We start from the raw sequence: 26,258 nt of genomic DNA, 5'->3' as shown, positions 1-26,258 counted from the left end.
TCAATCTGCATTAGTTACTGGCACCATTAATCACTTTGACATAGGCCGCCGCACGCTGTTCCTGCATCCAGGTTTGCGCTTCTTCAGCGAATTTACGGTTAAAGATCATACGGTACGCTTGCTCTTTTTGCGCCGCGTCGGTTTTATCAACCTGACGGGTGTCTAGCAACTGAATCAGGTGCCAGCCAAAAGAGGAATGAACAGGCTGACTGATTTCGCCTTTCTTCAGTTTCAACAACGCATCGCGGAAGGCCGGATCGTACATATCTGGAGAAGCCCAGCCAAGGTCGCCGCCCTGATTCGCTGAACCAGGATCCTGGGAGAGCAGTTTGGCTTGTGAGGCAAAATCGGTGCTGCCGTTTTTGATCTGCTGTGCCACTTCGGCCAGCTTGGCTTGCGCCTGACTGTCCGTCATGACGACAGACGGTTTGATCAGCATATGGCGAGCATGCGTTTCAGTTACCGATACGCTTTTGTTACCGCCGCGAATATCGTTCACTTTTAGAATGTGGAAACCTACACCAGAACGGATCGGGCCAACGACCTGACCTTTCTGCGCCTGTGTTAAGCGTTCAGCAAACAGCGTTGGGATCTCTTGCAGCTTACCCCAACCCATTTGGCCGCCTTTCAGCGCCTGAGAATCAGATGAATAAGTGATGGCCAGCTTACCAAAATCCGCACCGTCACTGATTTGCTTCACCAGCGATGTTGCCAGATTTTCCGCTTCATCAACCTGCTGCTGAGTCGGGTTTTCCGGTAATGGGATCAGAATGTGGCTCAGGTTCAGCTCATCGTTTTCACCGGTCTGGGTGGCGATTTGCTTAGCCAGCGTATCGACTTCCTGAGGCAGTACGGTAATGCGACGACGGACTTCGTTGTTACGCACTTCCGAAATCAGCATCTCTTTACGAATCTGGTTACGGTAGGTGTTGTAGTTCAGACCTTCATGAGCCAATTGGCTTTTTAGCTGGTCCAGAGACATCCGGTTCTGAGCGGCAATATTGGTAATCGCCTGATTCAACTGCTCATCCGTCACTTGGATACCCATCTTCTGCGCCATTTGCAGGATGATGTTATCCATGATCAGGCGATCGGTAATTTGATGACGCAGCGTGGCATCATCAGGCAACTGCTGCCCGGCCTGCTGGGCATTCAGTTTTACCGACTGCAAAAGACTGTTTACATCACTTTCCAACACGACGCTGTTGTCGACCACTGCTGCGACTTTATCAACCACCTGTGGTGCTGCGAACGCGGTAGAGGCACTCAGTGCCAATCCGAGAATAAGCGTTCTCCAGTTCTTCATACCTTTCCCATTATTTCATCCGCAAGGCGGGTTAAAAGTTCCAACGTTTCAGTGAGACAGCCTGTTTGCCCTTATCGGCTAAGCACTCTGGATGACATCAGAATGCGCGCTGGTAAGGCAAAATACCCGAGCGAAGCATTTTTTCGGAACCCAGACTGTAATTGCTGCTTAAACCACGTAATTCGATATTAAATGACACTTTGTTGTCGTATTCGCTGCTGCGGCTGGCGCTGTTCCAGTCGGTAATTTTACGTTCATAACCGACGCTCACGGCCCAACAACAGGTATTATACTGTAAACCAATCAGTTGGTTTGCCGGCTGATTGGCTTTGGTGTCGTAATAATAAGCGCCAACCACCGCCCAACGCTCGACAATCGGCCAGCTTGCGGTGATACCGACCTGCGAGATACCTTGCTGGAAGCCAGGGTTCGTGACATTAGGGATCATGTCCTGGATATATTCTGGGCTCGCGTAACGATAATTCAACTGCACCAGACGTTCCGCGTCGCGACGGTATTCTAACACGGCATCACCCAGCGCGACTTCGTTCAGGCGATTGTCATACTGCAGACCTCCGCGAACACCCCATCTGTCATCGATTTTCAGGAAGGAGTCACCTGCCCATACTTGGCTACCGTTGTTATCGCTTTTATCGAGTGACGTGCTGCGGTCACCCGTGCGTGGGCGATCGAAGTAATAGATTTGACCAATAGAAGCGTTAAAACGTTCAACCAACGTATCATCATAAATACGCGTGGTGACACCGGTCACAAGCTGATTCGCGGACGCGATGCGGTCCAGACCGCTGTAACTGCGATCGCGGAACAGGCCGGAATAGTCAGTCTGCATAAGCGTGGAGTCATAGGTATGGATACCGCTCTGATCGCGATAAGGCACGTAAAGGTACTGCGCGCGAGGTTCCAGCGTTTGGGTATAGGCCTGCGACCAGTCCATTTCGCGTTCAAAGACCATTTTGCCATCGACTTTATATTGCGGCATCACCCGATTCACTGAATCTTTCAGTGCATCTTTTGTCTCTTGGGCAATGTTTGGCGTCGAGGAGGCACGATAGCGATCCAGGTTATCCTGCTGATAGTGTGTCGCCAACAGCTTGGCTTCGGTATTCAGGCTGGCCCAGCGGTTTGCCAGCGGCAGATTCAGCGTTGGCTCAACGTGCAGACGAGTCGCTTCCGGCCGATTGTCGTTGACGTTGGTAAATTTTACCGCTTGACCATAAAGGTGCATATCAACCGGGCCGATATCATTCTGGTAATAATTGATATCGAGCTGCGGCTCTGCACGATAGACATCACGGCTGGTCGCATTGGAAAAGACTTGGAACTGTTTGGTGGACAACGTGGTATTCCAGTTTTGGTTCGCATAGCCCGCACTGAATTTTTGGGTAATGTAGCCATCGGTGGTTGAGCCATACTGCGAGTCCAGATCGGTAAAGTAGCGATCGTCACTGACTTTTGTATAGTCCGCGTCAAAACGCCACACCTGATCCATCACGCCGCTGTGACCCCAGTGGAACAACCAACGGGTATCATTATCGTCCTGTGGTGCATATTTGGCGTATTCACTGTCGCTGGGCAGCCAGTCGAATTGAATAACGCCAAGGCCTGGCGTGGTCAGGTAGCGGAATTCGTTCTGCCACTGCATACCACGTTTGGTTTGCATATGCGGCGTGATCGTGGCGTCAAAATTAGGGGCGATATTCCAGTAATAGGGCGTCAGCAGTTCGAAGCCATTGCTGCTACCGTATTTCGCATTGGGGATCAGGAAGCCAGAGCGTCGTTTATCGCCGATAGGAAGCTGTAAATACGGGCTATAGAACACAGGTACGCCAGCAATCTTGAAACGTGCATTCCAGATTTCAGCAACTTGCTCTTCTCTGTCTTGAATCACTTCCGAACCGACGACACTCCAGCTATTATCTCCCGGCAGACAGGAAGTGAAGGAGCCGTTTTCCAGAATGGTGTAGCGATTGCTGTCACGCATTTTCATTTTGTCGGCGGAACCACGCCCTTGACGGCCCACCATCTGATAGTCGCCTTCATAGACGTCGGTATCTTTGGTGTTCAAGTTGGCCCACGCTTTAGGGCCTTTCAGGATAACCTGATTGTCGTCGTAGTGGACATTTCCCGTTGCAGTAATGGTACGCGTTGGTGTGTTACCCTGCGTTGTCGGATCCAACTGGTTCAGTTCCACCTGTTCGGCGGTCATGACGCTGTTGCCCTGCTGGATGTTAACATTGCCGATGAATTTAGCGTTGTCGGGATAGCTGGCTTCAGTTTTGTCAGCCTGAATCTTGACCGGCAACTGGTTGGGATCGCCTGTTACCAGCGGTCTGTTGTACGTAGGTACACCCAGGATGCACTGTTGAGCGAGATCGGCCAGCGCGTGCTGGCTGTAAAGCGCCGACCAAACCAGAGTGGCCAGCAGAGTTGGGAAACTTTTTTTCATACGTGGTATCAGGTGTTCCGTCATCAGGGGCATCATGCTGGCAAACGGTCAGAGACTATATCACTCGTTAGCGTTGCGCCAGTGTTAAATCCCCACCGCCTATACGCACCGCCGTTAGGTGCAAAGATAAATGACAGGTATGATAAAGCAATTTTTGGCTGACGGCATGAGGATTTGAGGAGTATATGCGGTATTGGGGAAAGTTGCTGGGGTTGGCGCTGGGAATCGTCTCAAGTGCTGGCATCTGGGGAATGATCATGGGCTTACTGATGGGGCATTGGATTGACAAAGCTCGGGCATCGCGTCGCCGTGATTATTTCTCTGCTCAGTCTACCCGTCAGTCATTGTTCTTTCTCACGACCTTTCAGGCCATGGGACACCTGACCAAATCCAAAGGCCGGGTGACGGAAGCTGATATCAGGATCGCGACCAAAATGATGGATCGCCTTGAGCTATTTGGTGAGGCCAGAGCTGCCGCTCAACGGGCTTTCCGAGAAGGAAAAACCAGCCATTTCCCTCTGCGAATAAAATTACGCAAGCTGCGCGATGCCTGTCTGGGACGTTTTGATTTAATTAAGATGTTTCTGGAAATTCAGCTTCAGGTCGCGTTTGTTGATGGCGTTCTGCATCCTAACGAACGACGCGTGTTGTACGTGATTGCCGATGAGTTGGGCGTGACGCGCGAGCAGTTTGAGTTCTTTCTGCGGAATATGGAAAGTACCACGGGGCAGCAGTCGCGGCAGAATCAGTCACGCCAGAACGGTAAATCGTATCAGCGTCGCAGTAACGGTCACTCCAGCGGGGGCTACTCCAACGGACACTCTTATGGCGGCCAACGCCCGGCTTCACCGCCGCGAGGGCCAACGGTCGAAAGTGCCTGTCGTACGCTGGGCGTGCGCAGCAGCGATGATGCTGTGACGATTAAGCGCGCCTACCGCAAACTCATGAGCGAACATCATCCCGATAAGCTGGTCGCCAAGAAGCTTTCGCCAAGGATGATGGAGATGGCTAAGCGCAAAGCGCAGGATATTCAGGCTGCCTATGAGCTGTTAAAAAGCGCGAATCAGACAAAATAATCCGCATTCTTCCTCTTCCTCAATTACTCCCCTGTTTTACTGCTCCACCAAACCCAATTTGTAAACACCGTCAGCGCGTTTGCCTCAGAAATCGGCTTCGCAACGAAAGTGCATTGGGGTATTGAAAGCGGGGTGCGTGATAGCCAGTTCTTGTGCATGCAGTAAAAGACGGGGGGCCAGTGCTTTGGCATCGGGATGCGCATAAAAGCCATCGCCGAGGATAGGGTGACCCAGCGCAAGCAGGTGGACTCGCAGTTGATGAGAGCGACCGGTAATCGGCATCAGCTTGACGCGTGTTGTACCGTCAGCGTCACGCGAAAGTACCTGATACTCTGTCTGTGCTGATTTTCCTGTTTCAAAGCAGACTTTCTGTTTCGGGCGGTTCGGCCAGTCGCAGATCAGTGGCAGGTCGATGACGCCCTCATCCTGCGCCATATGTCCCCAGACGCGGGCAAGGTAGGATTTCTTGGGCTCGCGCTCGCGAAACTGACGCTTTAATTCGCGTTCAGCGGCTTTCGTGAGTGCAACGGCAATCACGCCGCTGGTTGCCATATCCAGACGATGCACAGATTCAGCCGTCGGGTAGTCAGCCTGAATGCGGTTCATGACGCTGTCTTTGTGTTCTGGCGCACGGCCGGGAACCGACAGCAGACCGCTGGGTTTATTCACCACCATGATGTGCTGATCCTGATACAGAATAGGCAACCAGGGATCGGTAGGCGGATTATAGGGTTCCATCGGAGCACCTTTCAGGCAACGTATAATGTGTGATATTAGGGAGAACACGGGGATGAGGTTCCCGCAGGGAGACCTCGCCCCGTGGTAGGCCCGTGTATCTCGATTTTGCAAACAGCATGTCGTTATGGCTGCGGTATAGCGCGATGCCTATACCGCAGTCAGCAATGCTTACTGGTGCGTCACCACAACCAGACGAATAGCATCCAGACGCCAGTTGGCTTCATGCAGGTTGCTCAGCACCTGTTCGCGCTGGTTTTCCAGTGCGGTCAACTCATCTTCACGAATGTTAGGGTTGACGGCTTTCAGCGCTTCCAGACGTTCCAGCTCGCGGCGCAATTGCAGGTCAGCCTGCTCCTGAGCCTCGGTGATGAGCTGGCGTGCCTGCGTTTCGACCAGCGCTTCCGCCTGTTGCAACATGGCGTGAACATCGGCTTGTACCGCATTCACCAGCTTGCTGGATGTATGACGGTTTACCGCATTGAGCTGGCGGTTGAAGCTCTCAAACTCAACCTGTGCTGCCAGATTAGTGCCTTTACGATCCATCAGCAGGCGAACTGGCGTAGGTGGCAGGAAGCGGGTCAGTTGCAGGTGTTTTGGTGCCTGCGCTTCCACCACGTAAACCAGTTCCGCCAGCAGTGTGCCGACCGGCAGCGCTTTATTTTTCAGCAGTGACACCGCACAGCTGCCGGTATCGCCGGACAGTACCAGATCGAGCCCGTTACGGATCAGCGGGTGTTCCCAACTGATAAACTGTGCATCTTCGCGAGAGAGCGCCTGATCGCGATCGAAAGTGATCGTACAGCCGTCCTGCGGCAGGCCCGGGAAGTCTGGCACCAGCATATGATCGGATGGCGTCAGAATGATCAGGTTATCGCTGCGATCTTCCTGATTGATGCCAACAATATCGAACAGGTTCAGGGCGAATGTCACCAAATTGACGTCATTATCCTGCTCGGCAATGGCTTGCGCTAGCAGTTGAGCCTGTTCACCACCGTTAGAATGCATTTCCAGCAGGCGATCGCGGCCTTGTTCAAGCTGTTGCTTCAGGCTGTCGTGCTGTTGACGGCAAACATGGATAAACTCATCCAGTCCCTGCTGTTCACCAACGGTCGTCAGTCGCTCGATCAGCTGCGTGTGGTGGGCATCATAGATGGTACGGCCTGTCGGGCAGGTGTGCTCAAATGCGTCCAGCCCTTCGTGATACCAGCGCACCAGCAAGGCCTGTGCGGTATTTTCCAGATACGGCACCATGATCTGAATTTCTTTTGCCTGCCCGATACGGTCCAGACGACCAATACGCTGTTCCAGCAGGTCGGGGTTGAACGGCAGATCGAACATCACTAAATGGCTGGCAAACTGGAAGTTACGGCCTTCGGAACCAATCTCTGAACAGATCAGCACCTGTGCGCCTTCTTCTTCAGAAGCAAAATAGGCGGCGGCGCGGTCACGTTCAAGAATCGACAGCCCTTCATGGAAGACGGCGGCGCGGATCGCTTCACGCGTGCGCAGCACTTGTTCCAGCTGTAGCGCGGTGGCTGCCTGTGCACAGATCACCAGGATTTTTTCATCACGGTGTGCGGTCAGGTAGTTCAGTAACCATTCTACGCGCGGATCGAAGTTCCACCAGGTGGCATCGTCCCCTTCGAGCTGTTGATAAATTTGTTCCGGGTACAGCATGTCGCGGGCGCGGACTTCCAACGCCTTATTCGCGTTCATAATGCCGGATACTTTAATCGCCGTTTGGTACTGCGCCGGCAGCGGCAGGCGAATTTGATGCAGGACACGCTGCGGGAAGCCTTTAACCCCTTGACGGGTGTTACGGAACAGCACGCGGCTGGTGCCGTGGCGATCCATCAGCATGGTGATCAGTTCCTGACGCGCTTTCTGATTGTCATCGCTATCGCTGTTGATGGCTTTCAGTAACGGTTCAATGTCCTGCTCGCCCAGCAGATCGCTCAGCGCATTCAGTTCAGCCGTTTTAGCCTTTTCGCCCGCTAACAGCAACGTGACGGCATCGGCGACCGGACGGTACTGCTGCTGTTCGGCAACGAACTCCTGATAGTCGTGGAAACGATTGGGATCGAGCAGGCGTAAGCGCGCAAAGTGGCTCTGCTGGCCAAGCTGTTCCGGCGTCGCGGTTAACAGCAGAACGGCCGGCGTGGCGCGTGCCAGCGTTTCAATAGCCTGATATTCTGGGCTGGGGCTTTCTTCGCTCCAGACCAGATGGTGGGCTTCATCCACCACCAGCAGATCCCAGTCGGCGTTGACGAGCTGCGCAAAGCGCTGGGCGCTGCGTTGCACAAATCCCAGTGAGCAGATGACCAACTGTTCAGTTTCAAACGGATTGCTGCTGTCCAGCTTGGCTTCGGCATAGCGCTCGTCGTCAAACAGGGAAAACAGCAGGTTAAAGCGGCGCAGCATTTCGACCAGCCACTGGTGTTGCAGCGTTTCCGGCACGACAATCAGCACGCGACTAGCACGACCCGCCAGCAGTTGCTGGTGGATGATCATCCCCGCCTCAATGGTTTTTCCCAGTCCGACTTCGTCCGCCAGCAAAACGCGTGGCGCGTGGCGTTGGCCGACTTCATGAGCGATATGAAGTTGATGGGGGATAAGGCTGGCACGCATGCCGCGCAATCCGCCCCATTGTTGTCGCGCCTGCTCGTTCTGATGCTTGCGGGCGCGATAGCGCAGTGCAAAGCGATCCATACGATCGATCTGTCCGGCGAACAGGCGATCTTGCGGTTTGTTGAACGTCAGTTTGCTATCCAGAAAGACTTCACGCAGTTCCGCCGACGTTTCATCGTCCAGGCGTTGGCCGCAATACACCAGCAACCCTTTTTCTTCTCGCACGTCATCCACTTTGAGCTGCCAGCCTTCATGGCTGGTGACGGTGTCGCCGGGATTGAACATCACGCGGGTGATGGGGGCGTCGCTGCGGGAATAAAGTCGGTTTTCACCGCTGGCAGGGAAAAGCAGCGTAATCATACGCGTATCGACGGCAACAACCGTTCCCAGTCCAAGTTCGCTTTCCGTATCGCTGATCCAGCGCTGACCAAGTGTAAAAGGCATAAATTCTTAGCTCGATGTTCGTCTGTGTCGGAGGAATGTCTGATGACATTATCGGGTGCTGATAATGCTGCTGATGCAAATTCAGAAAGGGCGTTATGGTAATAGATGACGGTGCGTTCGTCACCCCTCAAACTTGCTGTGGCGCGAATTAACCCCTTTCATTTAAAACAAGCCCATCTGGCCGGTTACCAGTGTAGCAAAATCGTCGTGCAGGAACGGTAAAATGGCGTCCGCGACGGGCTGGAGCTGGCGTTCGACATAATGCTGGTAATCCAGCGGAGAATGCCGGGTTTCCAGCGGTTCGGGGCCGTTGACGGTCATCACATAGCTGATCCAGCCGCCGTTTTGGTATTGCAGCGGTCGTCCTTGCTGGCGGTTATAGTCATCGGCGATTTTCGCGGCTCTGGCGTGTGGCGGCACGTTGCGCTGGTAATCATCGAGCCGACGGCGCAGCCGTTTACGGTAGATCAGCAGATCGTCAACATCACCGTTCAGGGTACGATCGACATAATCCCGCAGCCAGTCCTGATAAGGCTGTTGCTGAAAAATCAGCAGATAGAGCTGCTGTTGAAATTGCTGCGCCAACGGTGTCCAGTCGGTACGCACGGTTTCCAGCCCTTTGAACACCATTTTTTCGCCTTGTGGCGTGTCGATCAGACCGGCGTAGCGTTTTTTACTGCCTTGTTCCGCGCCGCGAATCGTTGGCATCAGGAAGCGGCGAAAATGTGTTTCAAACTCCAGCTCCAGCGCACTGGTCAACTGCTGAGTGTCTTGCAAATGCTGCGTCCACCATTGGTTAACGTGCTGCACCAGCGTTTTGCCAATCTTTGCTGCTTCTTCTTCGCTATGCGCGTGCTTCAACCAGACAAAGGTGGAGTCGGTATCGCCATAAATTACCTGATAGCCCTGTTCCTCGATCAGTTCGCGCGTTTTGCGCATGATTTCATGGCCGCGTAGGGTGATGGAGGAGGCGAGACGCGGATCGAAGAAGCGACAGCCTGTCGCACCCAGTACGCCGTAAAAGGCATTCATGATGATCTTGAGTGCCTGCGACAGAGGTTTATTATTGGCGCGCTTCGCCGCCTCACGCCCTTGCCAGATCTGCTCGACAATCGCCGGCAGGCAGTGCTGTTCGCGGGAGAACCACGCTCCGCGAAAGCCGGAGACGGCGTGCTGAGCGTCAGGATTCTGTGTTCCCACCGCCAGCCCGACCGGGTCGATCAGGAACGTGCGGATGATAGAAGGGTAGAGGCTCTTATAATCCAGCACGAGCACCGAATCATACAGTCCGGGACGCGAATCCATCACAAATCCGCCGGGGCTGGCTTCAAGTGCGACGTCACCCAGATTCGGGGCAACGTAACCCATGCGATGCATGCGCGGTAAATAAAGGTGGGAAAATGCCGCCACGGAACCGCCGCTGCGGTCGGCCGCCAGACCAGTGACGCTGGCGCGTTCTAGCAAGAAAGGCAGCAGCTCGGTTTTGTCGAAAATACGCGTGACCAGTTCGCAGTCTTGCAGGTTATAGCGCGCGAGAGCGGGTTTATCTTCGGCAAAACGGCGGTCGATTTCATCCATCCGCTGATAGGGTGTGTCGATGGCTTTGCCTTCCCCCAGCAGCGACTGCGCGACGAATTCCAGACTAAACGAGGCAAAATTCCACGTCGCGGACTTGAGCGCGTCAATGCCGTCAATAATCAAACGGCCAGTAGCGCTGGCAAAAAAATGCCCCTGTTTAAAACCGTGTTCCCGCCATTCTAACGCCTGTCCGTTGCGCCCCAGCTTGAGTGGAATGTTGTAGCGCTCGGCATGTTTCTGCAAGACGCGCAGATCAAACTGCACCAGATTCCAGCCGATGATGGCATCGGGATCGTGCTGCTGCATCCAGGCATTTAGCTTTTCCAACAGCAGCGGGCGGCTGGCGACGTACTCAAGATTAAAATCTTCGTGTTCGGCAGGCGTGCCGTTCGGCGGGCCGAGCATGTAAACCTGACGCTGTCCGCAGCCTTCCAGCCCGATGCAGTAAAGCTCGCCGTGGCGGGTGGTTTCGATATCCAACGACACCAGTTTGAGCGTCGGGCGGTAATCAGGATTGGGCTTCATGCGGGCTTCCGTCAGCAGGCTACCTGACGTTGGGTTACCGCTAAACCACACGGGCGCGGTGATAAAGCGCTCCATCAGAAAGCGTTCCGTCGGCCGAATATCCGCTTCGTAAACCTGAACGCCGCCTTCACGCAGCAATTTCTCCAGTCGCAGCAACTGGCGGTATTGTGGGCAATACAGCCCTAGCAGCGGCTGATGGTGGAAATCCTGCATGGCGAGCGGTTTTAACTGCCAGCGTTTTTCCTGCTGTAAAAGCGTTCTTGCGCGGGCTTCTTGCTGTGCAGGAATAAAGGCAACGGCCTGCTGTACCGGCAGGCGTGCGAGTTGCGGGCCCTCATCGGTGGCCAGCCAGAATTCAACCTGCGTGCCGGCTGGTGTATCGTTCCAGTGGCGGGTCAGTAGAAACCCCTGACGAACCTGAGTCACTAAGCGGCCTTTTATCGCAAGCGAGATAGGGAAGGATGGTAGGAGTAAGTATGGTTATTTATACAGTTGATGTCCAGTGTTTGGCTATGCGGTAATGAGCCCGTTGTTATCGTCGGGCAGGGAAAAGGCCTCTCTCTCACCTGATAACATGACATTTATGGTTATGGCGCAAATGCGTTGTAATGGTGTTTTTCTGACACGATTTTTCGTGCGTAGCAACCCCAACCATCGGTGGTGAAAAAACCAATATTGTTGACAGTAGCATCGGGAAAATCCTGCCTTTCCTGTTCCATGCTTACGGGCGGGTTTTGTTTGCTGGCAATATCGGCAGGCAACTTAAATGATGGGATAAAATCAGGAGTTGACCGCTTCTGCTATGATCCAGACAATCCTTGTTTTTATAACGTACGGGTAGGTTTTATGGAAGTGTGGCTGGATCATCTGGTTACTCAATCACTCGCGTATTCACTGATCGCCGTCATGCTGGTCGCCTTTCTGGAGTCTCTGGCTATGGTGGGGCTATTATTGCCGGGCACGGTGATGATGGCAACGCTAGGGGCACTGATCGGCAGCGGACAATTGGGGTTGTACCCAGCGTGGGCGGCTGGGATTATTGGTTGCCTGCTAGGGGACTGGATTTCCTATTTTATTGGTAGGCGTTTCAAAGCCCCGTTACATAACTGGTCTTTCCTGAAAAAGTATCAGACGTTACTGAGTAAAACCGAATATGCCCTATATCAGCACCCGATGCCGACGATACTGATCGGGCGTTTCGTCGGCCCGACGCGTCCGCTCATCCCGATGGTGGCAGGGATGTTGGGGTTACCGCCTTATAAATTTGCCGTGCCGAATATCATCGGCTGCCTGCTGTGGCCGCCGGCCTATTTCTTACCGGGTATTCTGGCTGGTGTCGCGATTGATATTCCTGCGGGGACGAACAGTGCAGGATTTAAATGGCTGCTGCTGATTACTATCATCATGGTGTGGGGCGCAGGCTGGCTAAACTGGCGCTTGTGGCGCAGTGATAAGCGTAAGCATCATGACTGGTTTAACAGAACGATGCCGCTCAAACGCCTGCGCTGGGTCGCGCCCGTGATGTCCGTGGCGGCGGTTGCCTTGTTGGTTGTACTGATTCAGCACCCGCTGATGCCCGTTTACCGCCATCTGCTGTGGCAGGTGTTAAACGGGTAAGGTTGGGCAGGCCGGGAAGACCCGGCCAAGCCAGTTAGCAGTAGAACTCGGCGACCTGCTCGAAAATACGCATTTCTTCACCGTGACGGCGAACCTGAAGGACGTCTTCCAGCTTTTCCACCTGACTGATCATTTGCTGTAGCCGCTGGTCATCTTTGACCAGTAGCCAGATCCGGCTTTCCTCGCCATTTGCCAGCGGCATACACAGAATGCCTTCCACGTTAAATGCGCGACGGGCAAACAGGCCACAAACGTGTGACATGACGCCGGGATGGTTGCGCACAGAGAGTTCTAGCGTGACCTGATTTGACGTTGCTTGCGTTGGCGAAGTGGGTTGAATTGGCATAGTCATTAATCTCCGATCATATCGATGTTCGCTGCGCCCGGTGGCACGATGGGTAACACTTTTTCATTGGCGTCAATAAGTACGTGGATCAGCGCAGGACCTGGTTGGTTGAGCATCTCTTGCAGCGCGGCCTGTGGATCGGCGGCGGCGTTCAGATCGCAAGTCGCAAAGCCAAAACCTGCGGCAATCGCGAGGAAATTCGCGCTGTAGCGGTAATCGGCCGCGAAGATGCGCTTCTGGAAAAACATATCCTGTTGCTGGTGAACCAGACCGAGTGACTGGTTGTTCATCAGGACGATTTTTACGTTAAGTCCTTCTTCTGCCGCGGTCGCCATTTCCTGAATATTCATCATCAGGCTGCCATCACCAGAGAAACACACCACGGTGCGATTTGGTTCAGCCAGCGCCGCGCCAATCGCCGCAGGCAGGCCAAAGCCCATCGTCCCAAACCCGCCGGATGTCAGCCATTGGCGTGGACGACGCAGCGGATAAGACTGTGCGACCCACATCTGATGCTGGCCGACATCGGTCGTGATGATGGCATCATCCGTCAGCGCCTGTGCCGTGGCCTGAACCAGACCATAATGGCTTAATGGATCGTCAGCACCCGGCATGCTGAACGGGAATTCCTGTTGCAGCCCGCAGACGGTGGCACGCCATACCTCACGCTGCTGTGGCGCAACATGCGGCAGCAACTGATCCAGCGCCTGTGCGACATCCGCGTTGATCGCCACGTGTGGCTGGCGGATCTTACCCAGTTCGGCGGGATCGATATCGATATGAATGATGCTGGCTTGCGGGCAAAACTGTTCCGCTTTACCAATCGCGCGATCGTCAAAACGTGCCCCCAGCACAATTAACAAATCCGCCTGCTGTAAGATCAGATTGGTTGATCGTGCGGCGTGCATACCCAGCATCCCGAGCGACAGGGGATGATCGACAGGCATCGTACCCAGCGCCATCAGCGTCATGGTGGTTGGTAGGTTGGAGCGTTCCGCCAGTTGAACCGCCTGTTCGTGCGCGACGCCGCTAATGATCCCGCCGCCGAGATAGAGCACTGGACGCTGAGCCGCATTAATCATGGCCGCAGCACGCTCGATTTCCTGCTGGGCTATAGCGGGTGGCGTATCGAGAGGGAAGACGTCCGGCAGTTCGCTCAGCTCAATGGTCGCATTCTGAATGTCTTTGGGAATATCGATCCACACGGGGCCAGGGCGACCCGACTGTGCGATGCGAAAGGCTTCTGGGATCACGCGCGGCAGTTCGTTGATGTCGCGAACCAGATAGTTATGTTTGGTGACGGGAATAGAGATGCCGTAGGTGTCGACTTCCTGAAACGCATCGGTACCGATCATGCTGGAAGGCACCTGACCGGTGATACACACCAGCGGGATCGAATCCAGTTTGGCATCGGCGATGGCGGTGAGCAGGTTGGTCGCCCCTGGCCCGCTGGAAGCCATACAAACTGCGGCGCGTCCGCTGGCACGTGCCATGCCTTGTGCCATAAATCCCGCACCTTGCTCGTGGCGAGCCAGAACGTGGCGAATCGTCTTACTTTGACCCAGTGCATCATATAACGGCAGGGCCGCGCCGCCGGGAATGCCCGCGACGGTGGTGATGCCCTGCTGTTCGAGCAGCCGAACAATTAACTGAGCGCCTGTATAACGCATGTTTACATCCTTCATCAGGGCCGGTGCGGTGTCGGAGCGGGGAAGGTAAAAACAAGAAACCCCGCTCGGCTTGCGCCGGCGGGGTTTGAGAATCTTCGATTCGGAACCCGTTACGGCGCGCTGCCGACGACGACCACGACGACCACGCGCACGACGACGACCGCGTCAACATGCGCGGTGCTTAGTAGTGCTGAAGTGGAAGAAGAATAGTGCGTCACGGGAATCCTATTTATGTTCTAGTGAATTATTTATGGCCGAATGTTGTGTTCGAATGAGTTATTCACTCGCCAACTCATATAAGCACAGCAGTACAAAAAGACACAATACCTACAAGGGATAAAAACTGAATATGTCGAATTGGTCACAGTATACCCGTCATACTTCGAGTTGCATGTGCGTTGGCTGCGCTCAGTCACCCGAATCACTTACTTGAGTAAGCTCATCGGGATTCCCTCACTTGCCGCGTTATTCGGCCTATGGCCTCACCCCTTCGGGGTCAGCGCAAGCGCTGTTCAAAACGCTACGTTTTGTCCTGAAACTCGAATTATTTAGGGTATATATTGGTATTTCACCGCACGATTACCGCCTGATTTTTCGCCGTATAACCGAGAGAAGCGTGACTGTTTTCACAATTGGAACAGGGTTTCAATGTTATAAATTATAAAATAATCATTGAGATAGTGGGTGGTGATAAATGGGCGTGTCCCGAGTGGTAGGGAAAGGCGTATTGAGCGGTATCTTATTGATGGCAGTGGGTATTGGTCAGGCGATAGCCTGTCAGGCTGGCCCTGCCAATGAATGGAAACGGGGTATCGAACAGCAGCGGCAGGCTGATTTGGGCAATGGCTGTTATCTCAATCCGATTATTGCGGGCGATCATCCTGACCCCACGATGATCAAAGACGGGGATGACTATTACATGACCTTCTCGTCATTTGACGACATCCCCGGGCTGTTGATTTGGCATTCTCGCGATTTAGTGAACTGGGAACCGCTTGGCCCCGCGATCACGACGCCTGTCGATGCGATCTGGGCACCGGATTTGGTGAAGCACAACGGCAAGTATTATATCTACTTCACTACAAACCGGATTATCGACGCCAAAGGGACGAAAAAGAAGACGCTGTATGTAATTACCGCCGATGATATCCACGGCCCGTGGACGCCGCCGAAAGATACTGGCTTGAAAAACCCGGCTAGCGACCCCGGCCACGTCGTGGGAGAGGACGGCAAGCGTTACATCTTTATGTCTGGTGGTAACCGCGTGCAATTGACGGATGACGGGCTGTCGACGGTCGGTGAAATGGCGGTGGTCTATCAGGGATGGCAGTACCCGGAAGAGTGGGATGTGGAAAGCTTCTCGCAGGAAGGGCCGAAGATGCTGCGCCACGGCGACTACTTCTACATGGTGCTGGCGGAAGGTGGAACGGCTGGGCCTCCGACCGGACACATGGTGATTGCTGCACGCTCGAAATCGATCAACGGACCGTGGGAAAACTCGCCGCACAACCCGATTATCCGCACGCAGGATCGTTCAGAGAAATGGTGGTCGCGCGGCCATGCGACGCTGATCGAAGGGCCGGATAAAAACTGGTACATGGTGTATCACGGTTATGAAAACGGCTTTATGACACTGGGGCGGCAGGCGATGCTGGAGCCGATCGTCTGGGGTGATGATGGCTGGTTTACATCTGCTGGATTCGATACCGGCAAACCGATTCGCAAGCCGGAAGGCGGCGAGGCAGTGCCTCACGGCATCGGTTGGTCTGATAGCTTTACCGACGAGAAATTTCCGGCTCGCTGGCATTTCTACCGTGCCAATGCGGAGGAATTGAAACGGGTCACGCTCAGTGAGGGCAAGCTGCACCTGAAGGCAAAAGGCACGTCGCCGAAGGACAGCGCGCCGCTGACGATGATCCCTGGCGATCAGGCTTACCAGATTGAAGTCACGGCGAATTTTGCCCCCGGCGCACAGGCAGGGTTGCTGTTGTTCTATAACGCGAAGCTATACGTCGGGCTGTCGTTTAATCAGGACGGCACCGTCATGCATCGCTACGGGCTGGAAAGGGCGGAGAAGAAACTGCCGCATATTACGGGCAATCAGGTGCAGATTCTGATGAGAAACGATCGCCACATTGTGACGTTCTACACCCGCACCTCGGATCAGGAACCGTGGAAGAAATATCCGGTGCAGATGGAAGTGTCCGGCTACCATCACAACGTCGCGTATGATTTCCTCAGTTTGCGGCCTGCCCTGTATGCTTCAGGCGAGGGCGACGTCACGTTCAGCAACTTGCGCTATCAGGCTTTGCCTTAATTCTTCAATCCGAAGACGGACGTGAAATTCCCAGGATGGCGGACGCTTCGGCGCTGCCATCCTGTAGCGCCTGAGTCGGCCCATCATAATAAATCTGCCCGTCTACGATCAGCACCGTACGTTTTGCGATCCGCATGGCATCATCCAGATTGTGGGACACCATCAACAGCGTGAACTGACGCTCCTGACATACGCTCTCAACCAGATCGAGCATCTCCTGACGCAGCGCGGGATCGAGTGCCGAGAACGGTTCATCCAATAGCAGAATCGGCTGATGACGCACCAGACAGCGTGCCAATGCCGCGCGCTGGCGCTGTCCGCCAGAAACCTGCGAGGGCAGACGATCCAGAAGATCGGCCAGACCGACCCGATCGGCAATCTGCCGTAGCGTCTCGCGCTGTTCTGCACTAAGCCGCAGGCCAGGGTGTAGCCCCAGCGCGATGTTTTGCCCGATTGTCAGATGAGGAAACAGGTTATTTTCCTGAAACAGAATCGAAACCGGTCGTTTAGCGGGAGGCGTCTCGCGGTGAGATTCGCCGTTAAGCCGTAATTCCCCGCTGTCTGCCATCAGGAAGCCCGCAACCAGATTCAGCAGCGTGCTTTTCCCTGCGCCGCTGGGGCCGAGGATGGCGATGCGCTCGCCCGGTTTGACGTGAAAATCAAAACGCATGGGCAAGTGCTGATAAAAGTAGGTCAATTTCTCAAGCGCGATCATGACGGCCTGCCAGTTTCTCAATCAGGGTAAATAACATAAAGCACAGCAGCATTAAGAGCAGCGCCGTGACTGCGCCGTCGGCGCCGCGATAGGAACCAATTTGCTGGTACAGATAGAATGGCAGCGTGCGGAACTGCTCATTACCGAACAGCGCGATGACGCCGAAATCCCCGATCGACAGCACGCAGGCAAAAGCCAACGCTTGCGCCAGCGGCTGTTTTAGCGCGGCGAGTTCGATCAGTCTCAGCCGCTGCCAGCCGCGAATATCCAGCGACGTGCAGAGTCGGTTGTAGCGTTCGGCAACGTCCAGCATCGGGTTTTCCAGTACTTTGATCGCGTACGGAATTGCCATCAGCGCGTTGGTGAACACCACCAGTACGTAAGGAGATTGCGGTAATCCGATGCTGTTATTCAGCAGCAGGAAAAAGCCGGTTGCCAGCACAATGCCTGGCATGGCGAGGATGAGCATACCGCTCAGGTTCATCAACTGCCCGTACAGTGGCTTCTGGCGTAGCTTGAGCTCGCGACTGCTCCAGAGCAGCATCATGGTTAGCACCAGACACAGGAGTCCCGCGCCTAAGGCAATGCGTAGCGAGGTAAACAGCGTTTGCCAGAGCACAGGTTGTTGCAGCACGGTAACCAAAGAGCGGTTCACACCATCGACCACCACGGCCAGTAAAGGGGGGACGACCAGCAGCAACAGCGCACCAATCAGCAGGCCGTCGGTGACGCGGCTTAAGGCGCTATCTTGCGGGTTGCGCCAGGCAAGCTGTTGTGTGCTGCCGACGGGCAGAATGCGCCCCAGCCGCTGGCTCAGCAGCACCAAACCAAGACAGCAGACCATCTGAATTAACGCCAGCAGTGCCGCGCGCCCCGGATCGTAATCAAAGCTTAATGCCTGATAGATAGCCAGCTCGATCGTGGTTGCCTGCGGGCCACCGCCCAGCGACAGCACCGTAGCAAAGCTGGCGAAGCAGAGCATAAAAATCAGTGCGCCAGTGGGTAAAATCTGCCGGCGCAGGGCGGGCCATTCCAGCAGGCGGAAATGCTGCCAGCTGTTCATGCCCAGATTCGCGGCCAATTGACGCTGCTCGGTAGCGATGCCTTCTAACGACTGCAACAGCAATCGGGTTGCCAGCGGCAGATTGAAGAAGACGTGCGCCAGCAGGATGCCCTGCAACCCATAGGGCGAAAACGTGTATTTCAGGCCAAACCAGCCCAACGCAGAGGCCAGCCAGCCTTGCCGACCATAAACGCTGAGCAGGCCAAAAACAGCTACCAGCACGGGCAGCACCAGCGTCATCGCGCACAGGCGCAGCAGCCAGCGATGGCCGAGAAAGCGCCGCCGATACAGCGCTCTGGCAAGGAATATCGCCGGAACGGTAGAAAACAGCGCAGAGAGAAAGGCCTGCCAGAAGGTAAACCGGATGACATGCCAGAGATAGCTGTCATGCCATAGCGTGCTCCACTGGCTTTCGGGCGCCTGTAGCCATAGCGCACCGAAAGCCAGTGCGGCAACGGAAATTAACAGCGTTGTGGCCAGTAGCCCCGGCCACAGACGTCCGCCGATCAGTGGCTGACGGCGCGTTGCCATGCCTGAATCCACTGCGTCCTTTGGTCGGCAACGTCCTGTGCGCTGAACTGCATGGCTTTCTCAGGAACCGCAAGCGTCGCGAAGCCTGCTGGCAGATCAGTTTTAACCGCCGGATACATCCAGTTTGTGGTAGGGATAGCCTGCTGGAAGGTTGGGCTCAGAATGAACTGCATAAAGCGTTTTGCCAGTTCGGGATTTTTGCTGGAAGCCAACTGCCCGGCGATTTCGATTTGCAGATAGTGCCCTTCGCTAAAGGTAGCCGCCGCGTAGTTGTCTTTCTTTTCTTCAATGATGTGATAGGCCGGTGACGTGGTGTAGCTCAGCACCAGATCCGCTTCCCCTTTCAGGAACAGACCGTAGGCTTCACTCCAGCCTTTGGTGACGGTAACGGTTTTTTTCGCCAGCTTCTGCCAGGCTTGTGGCGCATCGTCGCCGTACACTTTCTGCATCCATAACAGCAAACCTAGCCCCGGCGTGCTGGTGCGCGGATCCTGATAGATCACTTTCCACGGTGCATTGCTGTCCACCAGCTCATGCAGGCTTTTCGGCGGGTTCTTCAACGTGTCTTTGTTATACACAAACGCAAAGTAGCCGTAGTCGTAAGGAACGAACGTCTTATTGCTCCAGCCGCCCGGCACCGTGACGGCACGGGTGTCCTGACCGTGTGGCGCAAACAGGCCGGTTTGCTCTGCTGCTTGCAACAGGTTGTTGTCCAGTCCCAGAATGATGTCCGCTTTGCTGTTTTTGCCTTCCATACGCAGACGGTTCAGCAGCGATGCGCCGTCTTCCAGTGCGACGAAATTCAGTTCGCACTCGCACTCTTTTTCAAATTCGGTCTTGATGACAGGGCCCGGACCCCATTCGGAAGCGAACGAATCGTAGGTATAAACGGTAAGCGCAGGCTTGGCGAAGGCCGAAGCAGAGAGCAGTAACAGGCAAGGCAGGCTGATTTTCAGCGCGGTGGCTGAACGGTGTAGTAATTGATTTAACACTTTGCACTCCTGAGAATCATAGGGTGGCAAAGGACTTTGAGGCAGCAATAAGCCGCACTCTCAAATCCCTTCGCCGGTATTAACCGGATCAGGTTCGACGGGTATCTTCTCAGCGAAAAATTTTCCGCACCCCGTTGAGAACGGCACATTGTAAAGGGTTAAGTCGGGCAGCGAAAGGCTCTCAGCGTTCCGGCGGTGCAAACCAGGCGGATTTAAAATCAAACCAGCCCAACATATTCATCCTGACGCCGCGCATACTGCGCTGCCCCTGAAGCTGTAGCCAGTGATGCAGAAGAGGGTGCAGTTGGCCGCTGGCGATCAGCTTTTCACACCATTCCGCCATCGGCAGCGAGTGATTGCGCCACTGCTGTGCATCTGCCTGCAGATCGTCATTCAGACAGTGCTGCACCAGCGGGAGTTCGTAGAGCATTGCAAACAGGGATAATTCGAGCGGCAAATAGCAATTCACGCTGCTAAACCAGATATCGCTTTCGGCATTGCCTTGATACCAGTCTTCGTAGCTGACCGTATGGACATGCAGGGTGACGCCGTGTTTCGCCAGCAGCGTGCGCATGATTTCGCTTAATATCCGGTATTCAGGGTGCTCATGATAAAAGGTCAGCGTCACCTGCGTCAGCCCTGCCGGGATGGGTTCACTATCGTGTGGATGATGGTGATGCCAGCGTGGCAACAGGCTATAAGCGGGGGACCAGTCGCGCTGGTGGCTAGCATCGGCGTGACTGAGGAGCGAAATCGGGTTAAAGACCTGCCAGAGCCAGCGACGAACCTCCGGGCGTTCAGCAAGCGGTGAACGCTTATCGAACAGCAGGAAATAGCAGCCTTCTTCCATCCGGCTTTCCAACTGTTCGTGATGAGAATCATCAGACTGGAATTGGACGGAGACCGGCATTTCTTCCGGTTCGTCCGGCAGTACCCAGATGTTGACTTCATCAATCAGCGCCCGATAGCCAAAATAATCATCGAAGGCGCGGATCTTCAACTGGTTGCTGTTATTGCGCACCACGGCGTAAGGGCCGGTGCCAATTGGGCGTTGGGCAAAATCCGGTAGCGTTTTCCACTCTTGTGGCAAAATCATGGCGTGCACGCAGCCCAATAGCCACGGCAGCCATTTATCCGAGCTGTTTAGCCGAATATCAATCACGAAGGGCATCGGTGACGTGACGGTTTCAAGGTGCGCAAACAGTGGCCAGGCGGTGAGGCGCTTGAGGGAGGTGATGACATCATCCATTGTGAGTTCGCGACCGTGATGGAAGCGGATGGCCGGACGCAGATAAAATCGCCAATGCAGGGGGGAGATCATCTGCCAGTGATGAGCTAGATCGGGCTCAATTTCCCCATTTTCCTCATTTATATTGGTGAGTCCGCTGAAAATTTGCCGGGCAATGTGCATCTCTGAACGCCGTAGCGCCGAGCCGGGCAGTAAATTGCGTAAAGGACGGTAATAGAGGATGCGCAGAATGTGTTTCCCCTGCCGGAAGCTCCGCCCAAGGTGGGCAAGTAGCATCTGGCGCACCGTTTCTTTGTCACCCACCAACTGCACTAGCTGCTCAATGCGATCCTGTTCCAGCAAATCTTCGGCACGCTGTTGCTGTAGCGCCAATCCGGTATACACAAAGGAGAGCTGCGAGCGTTTTCCTCTTCCGGCCTCGGCTTGCCAGACCAGCCAGCCTTCTTGCTGCATCGCGTTCAGCAGCGAACGGATATGGCGGCGTGAGCAATTCAACACACCAGTGAGCTCTTGCAGCGTGGTGTCGGTGGTTTGCCCCTGAAAGTGCTGCCACAGGCGGATGAACTGTTGTTGCAATCGAGGGGAAGACATAAAAGAGGAACTCCCTGCACTAAAGTCATCAATTTATCTTTCCCTATATTACGCCGATACTTTCTAACAAGGAAAGAGAGGAGGTGGCTGATGGCGATTTCCCGTTTGTCCCAGTTCTATCAAACCTACTTATCGACCTGTAAAGCAAAGTGGTTGCGATGGATGTCTACCCAACAGCGTATTGCATTACTACAGCAGGCGACGCAGTGGCACCTGAAAGACATGTCCGACGACGAATATCGTCATTGGCTCTAGGTGGTGTGAGAAAAAGAATTCTGAGTAATGGTGACGTTTCACCAGCCAGCGAGTTTTTTCGCTGGCTTTTTTTATGGTGTTTACCTGTATCTCTCTTGTTTTGGCTGTCGCGGACGATTTGCATGGTTAAAGGGATTTTTCCACTTAGAACCCATCAAGCAGGAAATCAACGGCGTCCTTGATTGTTTTTCGGTACACCTGCGCATCCATAACTTCATTGCCAAGTTGTGAGCGGCGTACGCTCGCCATTTCATGGGTCATTATCAGGTAATCGTTGCCTTCGACAGTGACTATCGGCGTTAGCCTTCGAGCTGGTGGTCTGGCAATTTTGTGTAGTGGAAACAACGGTATCACCAGGCGGGTATGTAATTCCCCGATGATGTCACTTTGGATGTTGAGCAGGTAAGGGTATGAGTTGCTGTTACCGTTATTACGGTAAACTTTATATTGCATGCTTAAAACGTCCTGCCATCGTCGGATAATAAGCCGTGTTTATCTGTGATACGGTTTAGTTCCTGTAATGCCTTCTGGTTCTGCTGCTTCCATTTTTCCCCTTCAGAAAGGCGAATTTCTCTCTTCAGCGCCTCGGTGAGTATTGCGGATAAGTTAATTCCGGCTTCACGTGCCTGTTGGAGCAACACGGGTTCCAGCGTCACACTGACCGTTTTTTTATGACGAACGCTTGTTACGGGCATAAGGCCTCCGAAAATTACACGTGTAATAGCACGTGTAATGATTATGCGTTTGGTTCTGGTGTATCGCAACCTCTACGGAAATGAAATATACCTGCTTATTTAGCTGACATTTAAACGGCGTGATCGGCCTGCGCGCAGCTTCGCAAAAGCAAATTGAAGAAGAAGACTGGAGAGGAAGCATGCCCGCAGAGAAAGACACCGGGCATGCTTACGGCGGGTTACTCCACCGGTTTTAGACGGGCGACAACGTGCCGAAGCTCGAGGGCATAGGTGAACGTTAATCCGGGCGTGTCGTAGCGTGATGCTTTTATATTCCGAATGACGAAATAATAAATCAATCAGTAATATTGAATGTCAAAGCGTATTTTTTTCAATAAAAAAGAATGAGTTCGCTAATTTATTTTTTCTTTTATAATTAATATTAATGTAATAATAATGACTAAAATAATTCATTAAGTTAGTGCAATGATTTCAATTATAAACTGTTTTTTTTGAAACTATTTCCATTGAAATCATAGGCGATTTTTTGTGATGACGCTCCTATGTATAAAATTATTTCTTATAGCCCCCTGTTTTTTATCTTGTGTTTAACGCACATTATCACAATCTTTAAATATTATGTAACATGTAGCGGCGTTTTATTTTTTCTTGCTTACCGACAATTTACTTTACAGCAATTTTTTGAATAACTCGGCGGATGTAAAAATGAGCGATATTCCTTATCAGTCAATAGCAATTTACGAAAAACCAGAACTCCAGCATTCCGCTTCTGGATTGCATAACATCAAATTAACTCCGCTTTTTATCGTTGTTTTTTCTGGTGTTTTACTGCTCTTTGCCTTGGCAGTTGCCACATCGTCCTATTTTCTTAAGCAGGCTGAACAGTCGTTAAATAGTTCGACGTTGGAATTGAATGTTCGAATGGAACTGGTTGATAGTGCTAATCATATGCGAGCAGCGCGTATGAATTTGCTCCATGCTGTGAATCACTTACGTAATGGTCTTACTGATAACTACAATGCGAGTATGAAAGCGGCAGAAGAACGTCTGTCGATGTCTCAGAAAATGTTTAATGGGTATCAAAATAGGTCGGTTCGTTCAGATGTTGAACTTGCCCGCGATAATGAATTAAAAGCGCGCTATGGCGATTATGTCGAACGCGGTATCAAACCCATGTTTGACATCGCGAAGAAGGGCAATGTTGAAAAACTCAATGCGTTTGAGTCGACAACCCTATCTAAATTGGACGATGAGTATGATGTGCCGTTGAAGGCGTCTTATCTTTATCGGGTTGAAATGGCAAAAAATATTAATGTGACGGCTGAAAGGAATTCCACTCTGGGCTATACGTTCATGATGGGGGCCTTTATTCTGGCTATCGTATTAACGGGTATGACGTTCTTATTAATTCGTCGGGTCATCATTAACCCCGTGCAGTATTGGGTGTCGCGCATACAGGCAATCGCGCACGGAGATTTAACGCGCACAAGTGTGGATGTCGGGCGGAATGAAATCGGTATTTTAGGGAATAACATCCAGCAAATGCAGGATTCGCTCTCCGAAACGGTTGGCTCGGTACGCGACAGTGCAGAGTCGATTCACAGTAGTTCGACGAAAATTGCCGTCGGTAATACGGATTTGTCTGCACGAACAGAGCAGCAGGCTGCGGCGTTGGCGGAAACGGCGGCCAGCATGGAGCAGCTCACGGCTGCCGTGAAGCAGAATACCGATAATGCGCACCATGCAAGCGTTGTGGCGACGGAGACCTCTGCCAAAGCGGTGAACGGTGGCAGCATTGTTGAACAGGTGGTGGGGTCTATGGCGGATATCGCCAAGAGTTCAGACAAGATTTCTGAGATTATCGCGCTCATTAACGGGATTGCATTCCAGACCAATATTCTGGCACTGAATGCGGCAGTTGAAGCAGCGAGAGCGGGCGAGCAGGGTAAAGGATTTGCGGTAGTCGCAGGAGAGGTGCGTAATCTGGCACAGCGCTCGGCTAATGCCGCAACGGAAATTGCTGCACTGATTAAAGAATCCGAAGCCAGAGTGACAGAGGGAACGACGCTGGCATCCGAAGCGGGTAAAGCGATGGCCGAGATTGTGGCTGAAATTAATAACGTCACCCGCATTATGAATGAAATCGCGCTGGCTTCCGATGAACAGAGTAGCGGTATCAATCAGGTATCGTTAGCGATATCAGAAATGGATCGGGTTACGCAACAAAACGCGACACTGGTGCTAGAGGCTTCCTCGTCTGCCGCATCGCTCGAACAGCAGGCCGAACGGTTGAATCTTGGCGTATCCCGATTTCATCTGATGTAACTCGGTTGGTAAAAGACATAAAGACGAGAATGCATCATCAATGGCCAGCGGCTTTGTCGCTGGCTTTTTTTCGTCGTTTTTTCGAGCATGGGGATGTGAATCTGCTTCTGATAGAATCAGTGAACAGGTACGCTGTTTCTGGCTATCTATAAAGAAGTACGCAGATGTCGTTTCCGCCAGAGCAATTTTGTACAAAGGATAAGAGGGTTAACGCGTGCAGAAAAAGCCGGTAGTGCAAGAGCAGACACATTTTAGACACCTGGAGGCATTAGGGGGTCTGGATATGTTGCAGGCGCAGTACTATCAGCAGCGCTTTCCCCGTCATGTGCATGATACGTATTGCATCAGCGTGATTGAGCAGGGGGCTCAGCGTTTTTATCGTTCTGGTGCAGAGCATGTTGCCCCCAAAGGCGACATTATTCTGGTGAATGCGGACGATGTGCACACGGGGAGTGCCGAGGTAGAAACGGGCTGGGCCTATCGCGCCATTTATCCGCATCCCGATCTTTTTCGCTCGATTAATCAGGATCTTCAACGCTCAAAGGACTCCATTCCGTGGTTTCCCAACGCCGTTATTCACGATCCAGGACTGGCAGAACAGTTACTCATGACGTTCAATATGCTCGCTCAGCCGGGCAATATACTATTAAAAGAAACGCTGCTGTTGTCGTCATTAACCTGGCTGACGATGCGCTATAGCAAGACGCGCCTGACACCACAGATACTGCCCGTTGCGACCCAAAATATATTGAACGTTAAAGCGTTTATGGACAGCTATCCTGAGAGAGAACTGGCTCTCGTTGAATTGGCCGCGCTGGCTGAACTCAGTGTGTGGCACTTCTTACGGCAGTTTAAAGCGGTAGTGGGGATTACGCCTCACGCCTACTTGATCCAAGCTCGTCTACGCAAGGCTAAGGCATTGTTGCGTAAAGGCGATGCTATCCTCGATGTTTCCGTATCGTGTGGTTTTACCGACCAGAGCCACTTCCATCGCCATTTCAAAAATTCGTTGGGATTGACGCCTGGCGAGTTTGCTAAAGGCAACGCATAGCCCGTCATACTTCAAGTTGCATGTGCGTTGGCTGCGTGACTCGCCCCCTATTCTGGGGCGCAGCAAATTCATCCAATAC

General features: G+C 53.3%; 20 protein-coding genes and 1 riboswitch. Of the genes, 6 read left to right on the top strand and 14 right to left on the bottom strand.

What is annotated here, in order from left to right; all coding sequences use genetic code 11:
* Positions 1-10 precede the first annotated feature (10 nt).
* Entirely contained in the window at positions 11-1,306 is a 1,296-nt protein-coding gene (surA, locus tag DMB82_RS17305) for a peptidylprolyl isomerase SurA (protein ID WP_102117389.1), read from the bottom strand.
* Positions 1,307-1,403: 97 nt separating this feature from the next.
* A complete protein-coding gene (gene lptD, locus DMB82_RS17300) occupies positions 1,404-3,809 on the bottom strand; it encodes an LPS assembly protein LptD (RefSeq protein ID WP_189338662.1) in 2,406 nt (801 codons plus the stop codon).
* A gap of 149 nt (positions 3,810-3,958) precedes the next feature.
* Between lptD and djlA the strand changes: the two genes are divergently transcribed.
* Positions 3,959-4,849, top strand: coding sequence for a co-chaperone DjlA (gene djlA / locus DMB82_RS17295; RefSeq protein ID WP_116155400.1), 891 nt, complete (start codon positions 3,959-3,961; stop codon positions 4,847-4,849).
* Between the two features lie 84 nt (positions 4,850-4,933).
* Here djlA and rluA read toward each other — a convergent pair whose 3' ends face one another.
* The 3 genes from rluA to DMB82_RS17280 all read right to left on the bottom strand — a co-directional run bounded on the left by rluA (position 4,934) and on the right by DMB82_RS17280 (position 11,188).
* Positions 4,934-5,587 carry a bifunctional tRNA pseudouridine(32) synthase/23S rRNA pseudouridine(746) synthase RluA gene (rluA, locus tag DMB82_RS17290; RefSeq protein ID WP_116163762.1) on the bottom strand — a complete coding sequence of 218 codons (654 nt, stop codon included), beginning with the start codon at positions 5,585-5,587 and terminating at the stop codon, positions 4,934-4,936.
* A gap of 168 nt (positions 5,588-5,755) precedes the next feature.
* Positions 5,756-8,659 (bottom strand): RNA polymerase-associated protein RapA, encoded by a 2,904-nt coding sequence (gene rapA / locus DMB82_RS17285; RefSeq protein WP_102117386.1) that lies wholly within the window; start codon positions 8,657-8,659, stop codon positions 5,756-5,758.
* A gap of 162 nt (positions 8,660-8,821) precedes the next feature.
* Positions 8,822-11,188 (bottom strand): DNA polymerase II, encoded by a 2,367-nt coding sequence (locus DMB82_RS17280; RefSeq protein WP_102117385.1) that lies wholly within the window; start codon positions 11,186-11,188, stop codon positions 8,822-8,824.
* 420 nt (positions 11,189-11,608) lie between these two features.
* Here DMB82_RS17280 and DMB82_RS17275 point away from each other — a divergent pair, with 420 nt between their 5' ends.
* Entirely contained in the window at positions 11,609-12,379 is a 771-nt protein-coding gene (locus DMB82_RS17275; protein WP_116163760.1) for a DedA family protein, read from the top strand.
* Positions 12,380-12,413: 34 nt separating this feature from the next.
* On the opposite strand, the gene ilvN is transcribed toward DMB82_RS17275, so the two are convergent.
* From ilvN to DMB82_RS20825, 3 genes are all read right to left on the bottom strand, one after another.
* Positions 12,414-12,725: an acetolactate synthase small subunit gene (ilvN, locus tag DMB82_RS17270; protein WP_102117412.1), complete on the bottom strand. Its 312-nt coding sequence runs from the start codon at positions 12,723-12,725 to the stop codon at positions 12,414-12,416.
* A gap of 5 nt (positions 12,726-12,730) precedes the next feature.
* The gene (ilvB, locus tag DMB82_RS17265) at positions 12,731-14,395 is read right to left on the bottom strand and encodes an acetolactate synthase large subunit (RefSeq protein ID WP_116166104.1); all 1,665 of its coding nucleotides are present in this window, start codon (positions 14,393-14,395) and stop codon (positions 12,731-12,733) included.
* A 110-nt stretch (positions 14,396-14,505) separates the two neighbouring features.
* Complete coding sequence (locus DMB82_RS20825) at positions 14,506-14,613, bottom strand: ilvB operon leader peptide IvbL (RefSeq protein ID WP_015731251.1); 108 nt, start codon at positions 14,611-14,613, stop codon at positions 14,506-14,508.
* Between the two features lie 476 nt (positions 14,614-15,089).
* Here DMB82_RS20825 and DMB82_RS17260 point away from each other — a divergent pair, with 476 nt between their 5' ends.
* Positions 15,090-16,712: a family 43 glycosylhydrolase gene (locus DMB82_RS17260; protein WP_116163759.1), complete on the top strand. Its 1,623-nt coding sequence runs from the start codon at positions 15,090-15,092 to the stop codon at positions 16,710-16,712.
* Positions 16,713-16,716: 4 nt separating this feature from the next.
* Here the strand turns inward: DMB82_RS17260 and thiQ are convergent, their stop codons facing one another.
* The 4 genes from thiQ to sgrR form a co-directional block, all read right to left on the bottom strand.
* Positions 16,717-17,427, bottom strand: a complete 711-nt coding sequence (gene thiQ, locus DMB82_RS17255; RefSeq protein ID WP_116163757.1) for a thiamine ABC transporter ATP-binding protein ThiQ — start codon at positions 17,425-17,427, stop codon at positions 16,717-16,719.
* Entirely contained in the window at positions 17,414-19,021 is a 1,608-nt protein-coding gene (thiP, locus tag DMB82_RS17250) for a thiamine/thiamine pyrophosphate ABC transporter permease ThiP (protein ID WP_116163755.1), read from the bottom strand. The genes thiQ and thiP overlap by 14 nt, the downstream gene beginning before the upstream one ends.
* Positions 18,997-19,977, bottom strand: coding sequence for a thiamine ABC transporter substrate binding subunit (thiB, locus tag DMB82_RS17245; protein ID WP_145985147.1), 981 nt, complete (start codon positions 19,975-19,977; stop codon positions 18,997-18,999). The genes thiP and thiB overlap by 25 nt, the downstream gene beginning before the upstream one ends.
* An 83-nt stretch (positions 19,978-20,060) precedes the next feature.
* A riboswitch (TPP riboswitch) is annotated at positions 20,061-20,157 on the bottom strand.
* 37 nt (positions 20,158-20,194) lie between these two features.
* Entirely contained in the window at positions 20,195-21,853 is a 1,659-nt protein-coding gene (sgrR, locus tag DMB82_RS17240) for an HTH-type transcriptional regulator SgrR (protein WP_102117377.1), read from the bottom strand.
* 90 nt (positions 21,854-21,943) lie between these two features.
* On the opposite strand from sgrR, the gene sgrT reads away from it, so the two are divergent.
* Positions 21,944-22,108 carry a glucose uptake inhibitor SgrT gene (gene sgrT, locus DMB82_RS17235; RefSeq protein WP_102117376.1) on the top strand — a complete coding sequence of 55 codons (165 nt, stop codon included), beginning with the start codon at positions 21,944-21,946 and terminating at the stop codon, positions 22,106-22,108.
* A gap of 144 nt (positions 22,109-22,252) precedes the next feature.
* Here the strand turns inward: sgrT and DMB82_RS17230 are convergent, their stop codons facing one another.
* Both DMB82_RS17230 and DMB82_RS17225 read right to left on the bottom strand, forming a co-directional pair.
* The gene (locus DMB82_RS17230) at positions 22,253-22,561 is read right to left on the bottom strand and encodes a CcdB family protein (protein WP_116163751.1); all 309 of its coding nucleotides are present in this window, start codon (positions 22,559-22,561) and stop codon (positions 22,253-22,255) included.
* 2 nt (positions 22,562-22,563) lie between these two features.
* Positions 22,564-22,803 (bottom strand): type II toxin-antitoxin system CcdA family antitoxin, encoded by a 240-nt coding sequence (locus DMB82_RS17225; protein ID WP_116163749.1) that lies wholly within the window; start codon positions 22,801-22,803, stop codon positions 22,564-22,566.
* A 705-nt stretch (positions 22,804-23,508) separates the two neighbouring features.
* Between DMB82_RS17225 and DMB82_RS17220 the strand changes: the two genes are divergently transcribed.
* Complete coding sequence (locus DMB82_RS17220) at positions 23,509-25,128, top strand: methyl-accepting chemotaxis protein (RefSeq protein ID WP_116163747.1); 1,620 nt, start codon at positions 23,509-23,511, stop codon at positions 25,126-25,128.
* A gap of 214 nt (positions 25,129-25,342) precedes the next feature.
* Complete coding sequence (locus DMB82_RS17215; protein ID WP_116163745.1) at positions 25,343-26,179, top strand: AraC family transcriptional regulator; 837 nt, start codon at positions 25,343-25,345, stop codon at positions 26,177-26,179.
* Positions 26,180-26,258: the final 79 nt, after the last annotated feature.

Origin of the sequence: Pectobacterium aquaticum (assembly GCF_003382565.3) — a bacterium.
Classification (GTDB): Bacteria; Pseudomonadota; Gammaproteobacteria; order Enterobacterales; family Enterobacteriaceae; genus Pectobacterium; species Pectobacterium aquaticum.
Note: the sequence above shows the minus strand (reverse complement) of the source record. Positions and strands in the feature narration are given on the sequence as shown.